General features: G+C 45.7%; 6 protein-coding genes. 3 read left to right on the forward strand and 3 right to left on the reverse strand.

Annotated features, from left to right (window positions below; translation table 11 throughout):
* Nucleotides 1-169: 169 nt before the first annotated feature.
* Together BMY80_RS06830 and rimO are read right to left on the reverse strand one after the other, a co-directional pair.
* The gene (locus BMY80_RS06830; protein ID WP_177178517.1) at nt 170-2,509 is read right to left on the reverse strand and encodes a clostripain-related cysteine peptidase; all 2,340 of its coding nucleotides are present in this window, start codon (nt 2,507-2,509) and stop codon (nt 170-172) included.
* A 270-nt stretch (nt 2,510-2,779) separates the two neighbouring features.
* The gene (gene rimO, locus BMY80_RS06835) at nt 2,780-4,102 is read right to left on the reverse strand and encodes a 30S ribosomal protein S12 methylthiotransferase RimO (RefSeq protein WP_425441294.1); all 1,323 of its coding nucleotides are present in this window, start codon (nt 4,100-4,102) and stop codon (nt 2,780-2,782) included.
* A 249-nt stretch (nt 4,103-4,351) separates the two neighbouring features.
* Here rimO and BMY80_RS06840 point away from each other — a divergent pair, with 249 nt between their 5' ends.
* The 3 genes from BMY80_RS06840 (at nt 4,352) to BMY80_RS06850 (ending at nt 7,059) form a co-directional block, all read left to right on the forward strand.
* On the forward strand, nt 4,352-5,536 hold the full coding sequence (locus BMY80_RS06840; protein WP_093142235.1) for a pyridoxal phosphate-dependent aminotransferase: 1,185 nt from the start codon (nt 4,352-4,354) through the stop codon (nt 5,534-5,536).
* A 272-nt stretch (nt 5,537-5,808) separates the two neighbouring features.
* The gene (locus BMY80_RS06845) at nt 5,809-6,069 is read left to right on the forward strand and encodes a TIGR03905 family TSCPD domain-containing protein (protein WP_031580477.1); all 261 of its coding nucleotides are present in this window, start codon (nt 5,809-5,811) and stop codon (nt 6,067-6,069) included.
* A 147-nt stretch (nt 6,070-6,216) separates the two neighbouring features.
* The gene (locus BMY80_RS06850) at nt 6,217-7,059 is read left to right on the forward strand and encodes a DNA adenine methylase (protein WP_093142238.1); all 843 of its coding nucleotides are present in this window, start codon (nt 6,217-6,219) and stop codon (nt 7,057-7,059) included.
* 11 nt (nt 7,060-7,070) lie between these two features.
* Here BMY80_RS06850 and BMY80_RS06855 read toward each other — a convergent pair.
* Nucleotides 7,071-7,455 (reverse strand): transposase (locus BMY80_RS06855; protein WP_143066478.1); only part of this gene is annotated, 385 nt, incomplete at its 5' end.

Below are 7,455 nucleotides of genomic sequence, written 5' to 3' on the forward strand. Positions count from 1 at the left end.
TCACCATTCGGAACTTAACCTTAAAACCTGTTCCCGCACGGGAACGGGTTTTTATTTTTCAGGAGAGCTACTGCTACCAGCCTTCTTCAGCCCAGACCATAAAAAAGCCCGGCATCAGAATGATTGATACCGGGCTTCATTAAGGATTATCGGAATACCTTGGTTTCTGTTATTCATCATCCTTCATGTATTTAATCAGCTGTTCTGAATTCTCTTCAAGGAAGGTATCCAGAGGCTTCAGGATAATGTTGTCATTGTCATCGGCTGACATATGGAGCATGTCAGATGAAACATTATCGCCTGCAGCATCATAGAACATGAAGGTGAAGGCCACACTGTTTTCCCCCATGGATTCTCTGGTAATCTTTGAATCCTTCTTGTACACAATGGCATCCATTTCCATCTCAACTTCCTTATCGTTATCTCCGGTAAGGGTATAGACGGTAAATACAGGAACGATCTTGTCACCGGGCTTGAGACGGGTATTCACCCTTTCAGGCAGACCATCATCATTGTATGACTGCAGACCGATAATCTTGTAGTCATTATTCTTGCGGCTGTAGATGATTTCCATTATGTAGTCTTCACCGTTAAGCTTGATAGGACTTTCATAGAAAATGTAGTCGGCGGTTGAGTTGGTTACGCTGACGGAAACAGGTTCTCCGTCAAGACAGATCCAGGTATTGTCCACGGTATCCGTAAACACGCCCTTGTCCCAGTCGGCTTTCAGTGTTTCATCCATACCCAGGGCAATCATGACACCTTCCGGAGTTTCCTTTTCAGGAAGCATGATCAGCATATGGGCAATATCCACACGGCTGACGGAATCAAGCTGTTCCTTTGAGAGAGTCACATAGCTGTGACCGTTCTTGTTGAACTTTGGAGCGATATCTTCGATGCTCTTGAAAGCCTCATCAACTTCCCTCTTGCCTGCTGAAGTCTGAATAGCCTGTGACAGGTTACCGAAAAGACTGGAGCCTGATGACTGGGCAGATGTACTGTGATTTCCGAGCACGCTCCCGAGACCTGCCATAACGGCGCTGGAAGAAGAACCGCTGCCGCTTTCTGAGGAAGAAGCGTTACTGCTTTCTGAAGAAGAACCTTCATTTTCATCCTCATCTTCATCCTCATCTTCATCCTCATCAGATGAATCATCGTCTTCTTCATCCGTATCAGCGGCGGCATCACTGTCATCTGAATCTTCATCCTCGTCGGAACCCTCTTCACCGGAAAGGTCCATCTGAGCCAGATAATTAATGTAGTTTGTACCGTTGTCCTGATACTCATTGAGAACTTCGAGAAGCTCATCATCGAGAACGTTCATCACGCTGCCGTATACCTTGGAGAAGCTGGTATTGATACTGTGATCAACAAATGAGGCATACTTTTCGGTATCCTTACTTATAGGATAGTACATTGCCAGACCTTCACCTGAACGGTATTCGCCGTTTTTCTTGTAGACCACGGTTTCGTCGATAAGATTCAGTACCTTTTCGGCATTTTTTTTGTCATATCCGCTGATTGCATCCACAAACTCAGCCATATCCACACTTTCCGCGCAGTTAGGCTGCTTTTTGGTGGAACCGTATAACTGAACGTCATTCTGAGCCACACGTTCCATGAAATTCAGCTGCTTTCTGTTATTTATAACCTTGTTTCCCACTGAATTGGAAAAATCCATCATGGCCAGAGCAAGCTGAGGGAACTTATCAAGATCGATAACTGAAAGAGTGGTGCTTTCGATATCCATTTCGGACGTATAGTCAATATAGGTATCTACTATTGCCTTGCTTACCTCAAGAGGAGTCATCTTAGGATTCTTTGCCAGCATGCCGACCCACTGATCATAGGTCCAGCCGTAACCCGGTTCCACTTCTTCAGAAGCCACCATGTATCTGCCGAAAGGACTCATTAATGTAGCCACGTTGAAGTTGGCCATCAGACAGGCGTCAAAGCCGATGATGTCGAAGAACTTGGCAGAATCTTCACCGAAGGCATCCAGCATGGCACCGTTGACCTCATCCATTTTCAGGAATGAATCTTCAAAGTTTTCATCATACCCCACACCGCCGGTAGGACCGCCGCCGTGGTTCCAGAAAATGACCATTCTGTGTTTTGCTTCGTAATTTGATTCACCCCATTTGATGAAATCGGTGAAGTTTTCAGCCTCCCCCATCGGAGCGTTCGGAACAGAACCGAGCTTAACAAGTTTCTGTTTCTCAATGGTATATCTGCCGAGCTCCTTGTTGGAAATGTTTTTATGCCACTTGCGTGAACCGCCTGTTTCAATGAGTATGCGTACGTCTTTCCCCGGATTGGCACTCATGATTTCATCAAGGTCCTCTGAAGCGGCCGCCCCCTTGGTTTCAAGGTCACTGCCCACGAGATAAAGATATATCAGCCATTCACTTTTCTGTTTTTCTGCAGCCTGGCTGACAGCCGGATATGCAAGAATCGCGGCACACAGCATCAGTGCGGAAAACACTCTTCTAAAATTAAAAAAATTCATAATTAAACCAGTAATCATAAAAAAATAATATGCATTTTCAGAAAGTCCGGATAAATCAGAAAATTCAGAAAATGCACAGATATCAGCGGCGCTGATTTTACCATATTGAAGTTGTGTTTCTCTGACCACCGAAACACTGTTGCTATAAACTTCAAAAATAAGATTAGAATTTACGCATCCGACGGATAGTATTTCCGGACATGCCTCCGGAAAAACGGAAACTAAAAAAATCCCCCGGGGGATTTTTATGTTTCTGAGAATACCTGTTCCCTAAATGATGTCACCTTCAAGATCATATTCATCGCTGGCGGTAACTCTCGCCTTCACGATGTCACCTACGCCTACAGGAGAGAAATCATCCTTCTGATGCAGGAATATAACCCCGTCGATATCAGGAGCATCACCCTTGGTACGGCCGACGATTCCCTGTTCACTGACCTCATCAACAATCACATCCGCGTCAGACCCGATTTTAGCGGCCAGAAGCTCGGTGGAAATCTGCTGCTGCAGAGTCATGAAGCGGTCGTAACGTTCCTGCTTGACCTCTTCAGGAATCTGTCCCGGAAGTTCATTGGCAGCGGCATTCAGAATATTACTGTAGGTAAAGCAGCCCACTCTGTTCAGTCTTGCTTCCTTTATGAAATCAAGAAGTTCGGTAAACTCTTCATCGGTTTCCCCCGGGAATCCCACGATAAAGGTTGAACGGATGGTGAGTTCAGGACAGATTGAACGCCATCTGTTGATGGTTTCAAGATTCTTTTCGTGTGAACCCGGTCTTTTCATGAGGCCGAGAATACGCTTGTTGACGTGCTGCAGCGGTACATCCATGTAAGGAAGAACCAGACCTTCAGCCATCTGCTCCACCAGTTTTTCCACATGTGGATAAGGATAGGCATAATGAACTCGCTGCCATACACCGAGTTTACCGATTTCCCTGGTAAGAGCATAAAGATCTCCGCGATCATAGTTTCTGAATCCGGGATATTTCTTGTCCATGCCGTAGGCTGAGGTATCCTGAGCTACAACCAAAAGTTCCTTTACGCCTCTCTTCACATATGCTTCAGCCTGTCTGAGCACTGCTTCAGGTGAAAATGAATCCAGATCCCCTCTTATCTGAGGAATCACGCAGAAGCTGCAGCGGTGTGAACATCCTTCGGAAATCTTGAGATAGGCATAATGACTCGGAGTCAGCAGAATACCGCCTTCAGGAACCTTGAAGCGTGAACATGCACGGTGTTCCGGGAACAGCTGATTGATATCGTGAAGAACCTGCTTCGGACTGTGCGGACCGCTTACGGCCTTTACCTGAGGATAATGTTCCAGAATAAAATCCCTTCTCGGGCCCAGACATCCGGTAACCACGATTCTGTCGCACTTCTGCAGAGCTTCTCCGATAACCTCCATGGATTCGGTAACTGATGATTCTATGAATCCGCAGGTGTTGATAACGACAGCATCCGCTCCTTCGTACGTATCGCTTACCTCATATCCCGATTCCATGAGCAAAGTGATTATATTCTCGGAGTCCACAAGGTTTTTCGGACAGCCGAGAGAAATAAAACCGATTCTGATGTTTGCTGAAGTCATAATAATTCCCACCTGTTGACAATCTGCGCCCATTATACATCAAATTACGGTTTTGCCCTGAAAAATTACACTCTCGCGCACATCTTTCAAAGCCTGAAAACACCTGTAAATCCGGGGGAAATAAAGGTGTTTTACGTGATACCGGCAGTGATTAACGGTCTGTACTGCTGACAATACGGCGGCATACCGGCAAATAGATGTTATTTTTCAGTCAAGAGGAGTAGAATATGCAAAAGTCTAATGAGGTGTACTATTATGATTAACAGTAAAATGTATGAACTCGGCTCACGCCGCAGTGTTATCAGAGAAATTTTTGAATACGGCAAAAAGAGAAAGGCCGAAATCGGTGAAGATAAGGTTTTTGACTTCAGTATCGGCAACCCGAGCGTTGAATCTCCTGAAGCAGTTGCAGACCGCATAAAAGAACTTCTGGAAGTAAGACCGTCTACAGCCGTTCACGGATACACCTCAGCACAGGGTGATCCTAAAGCCAGACAGGCCATTGCCGACGATCTGAACAGAAGATTCAACACCAGCTTCACCGGCAGCAACGTCTACCTGACCTGCGGTGCCGCGGCTTCACTGACAATCTCCCTGAGATCAATCATCGACCGCGATGATCAGAACGTAATGGTATTTGCTCCGTTCTTTACCGAATACCGCGTGTTCATTGAATCAATGGGCGCTCAGATAAGCGTGGTTCCGGCATCATTCCCTAAGCTTGATCTCAATCTCGAAGCTTTCAGAAAGATGATTAACGAAAAAACCGTAGCGGTTATTCTCAACTCTCCGAACAACCCTACCGGCGTGGTTTACAGCGAAGAACAGATTAAGGAACTCTCTGCCATTCTTGAAGAAAAGAGCAGAGAATACAACCACCCTATCTACATCATTTCAGATGAACCTTACCGTGAAATCACCTACGGCTGCAAGCCTCCGTTCATCACTCACTACTATAAGAACTCCATTATCTGCTATTCATACAGTAAGGGACTTTCCCTTCCAGGTGAACGTATCGGCTACATTCTCGTGCCTGACGTGATGCCTGACTGGCAGAAGCTTTACGCCGCCGTATGCGGTGCAGGCCGTTCACTCGGTTTTATCTGTGCTCCGACCATGTTCCAGCACGTTATCACCAAGTGTGCTCCTTTAACCTCCGATCTCAGCAAATACGCAGCAAACAGAGAGCTCATCTACAACGGACTTTCAGAACTCGGCTATGAATGCGTTCGTCCGGACGGTGCCTTCTACCTCTTCGTAAAGTGTCTTGAAGAAGATGCCAACAAGTTCTGCATGAGAGCAAGAGAATACGATCTGCTTCTGGTTCCTAGCGATGACTTCGGCTGTCCTGGTTACGTCCGTATCGCCTACTGCGTATCTGCGGATACCATCAGAAACTCAATGCCGGCATTCAAGGCTCTGGCTGAAAGCTACAGATAGTCTTTCCGGAATTCAGAAACGTAAAACGGTACCCTTAAAGTTCCCGGGTACCGTCACAGAGGCTGACAGACTGCATTTACCGCGTCTGTCAGCTTTTTTATCAGCACTGTAAGAATCGTGAGCTGACATATTCAACTTTTTCCGCAAAAAATGATACAATCCACGCAGTCTCAGAAAAAAATGAGAATTTTTAGCGTTTCGGCCGGAAGGACATTCCATGGATTCTAACCTGCCGTAAACATCATTTCATCAATCATTACGGATTATTTCAGATGAAGCATATCGACTATAATACCGCCGGTGTCTGCGCCAAGGTTATTTCCTTTGACATCGATGAGAATACTCATACCCTGGACAATGTTGTATTTTACGGCGGCTGTCCCGGCAATTTAAAAATGATTTCCAAGTTCGTTAAAGGCATGAAGGCTGAAGACGTTGTGGCCAAGTGCTCAGGAAACACCTGCGGCAACAAGGGTACCTCCTGCGCCGACCAGCTTGCCCAGGCAGTAGCCTGCGCTCTTTCAGGTCTTTAACAATTCTGCCCGACAGGATCCCGAAGTCTTTCGGGATCCACGGAAAATCTGATTTTACGCCGTTTTTCAACTGCGTTTTTTTACCTTTTCAGCACGCAGCATGTATAATCAGTCCATCATTTCACGGATACTTAAGAAACCTAATCCATGACATTAAAAACACTCCCTTTTGTAAAATGGGCTGGCGGCAAGGGACAGCTTTTTGATCGCCTTAAACTGAGAATGCCTGATTCGTATAAAAGATACTACGAACCGTTTCTCGGCGGAGGCGCCATGCTTCTCGGACTTCAGCCTGAACAGGCCGTGGTAAGCGACACCAACGAACAGCTTTTAAATGTCTACATGCAGCTTAAAACTGATGCTGAAGCCGTAATCGCGGCCGTAAGTGAACTGGACGGAACCGTATGTGATACGGAGTTCTACCTTGCCCAGCGTGAAAAATACAACGACAAAATCAGAAACCGCATCCTCGACACCGAATGCGCGGCCCTGATGATCTGGATTAACAAACACTGTTTCAACGGTCTTTACAGGGTTAATTCCAAAGGTCTGTTCAACGTTCCCTACAACAACAGGGTCAGAGGCACATCCATAGATGCGGAAAATCTCCGGAACATCGGCACCTATCTCAGGAATGCCGATATAGACATCCGCTGCGGTGATTTTGAAAAAGCCTGCTGCGACATCAGGGCCGGGGATTTCGTATACTTTGACTCTCCATACGTTCCCGTAAGCGATACCGCAAACTTTACCGACTACACCAAAACAGGTTTTCTGGAGGAAGACCACGTAAGACTGGCAAGTCTTGCCGACAGTCTGGCACGGAAAGGAGTTCTGGTTATGCTTACCAACAACAATGTTCCCCTGGTGCACGAACTTTATCAGGGATTTGAAATCGAAGAAACCAGCGTAAGAAGAGCAATCAACCGTGACGCCTCAAAACGCGAGGGGTCGGAAGTAATTATCACCAGCTACAAAACAGGCTTTTAATTTCTTTTAGCTCAATCATTAATTTTATGTGATCGCTGATTCCTGATGTACTTCTTCCTACTCGCATCTATGACTTTCAGGAAGAAGTATTCGTCATCCGGATAACCGTAACCATGTCGTCTTATGGTCTTGATCTTTTGGTTGATTCCTTCAATTTTACCAGAGGATATTTTATAGGTGGCATGAGCAATGATTCCCTCAAAATGATTATTAAGAAGTTGACTGAACCAGATGAAATGCTCATTGTTTGTCGCCTGACAGATTTCTATTATGTTGCCGATTTCTATAGCCATTTTTGTTTCATCAGTCATCTTATAAGCCTGTAATACCTTCTCTTTTACCAGATCAAGAGTGAATAACAGTTCATTCTGTTTAAGCAGTTCGTTATATTTAGCT

Source organism: Ruminobacter amylophilus, from assembly GCF_900115655.1.
Lineage (GTDB): Bacteria > Pseudomonadota > Gammaproteobacteria > Enterobacterales > Succinivibrionaceae > Ruminobacter > Ruminobacter amylophilus.

Excerpts from the sequence above, each read along its gene's own strand:
- BMY80_RS06840 (WP_093142235.1), top strand. The coding sequence starts at position 4,352 with ATGATTAACAGTAAAATGTATGAACTCGGCTCACGCCGCAGTGTTATC.
- BMY80_RS06850 (WP_093142238.1), top strand. The coding sequence starts at position 6,217 with ATGACATTAAAAACACTCCCTTTTGTAAAATGGGCTGGCGGCAAGGGA.
- BMY80_RS06845 (WP_031580477.1), top strand. The coding sequence starts at position 5,809 with ATGAAGCATATCGACTATAATACCGCCGGTGTCTGCGCCAAGGTTATT.
- BMY80_RS06830 (WP_177178517.1), bottom strand. The coding sequence starts at position 2,509 with ATGAATTTTTTTAATTTTAGAAGAGTGTTTTCCGCACTGATGCTGTGT.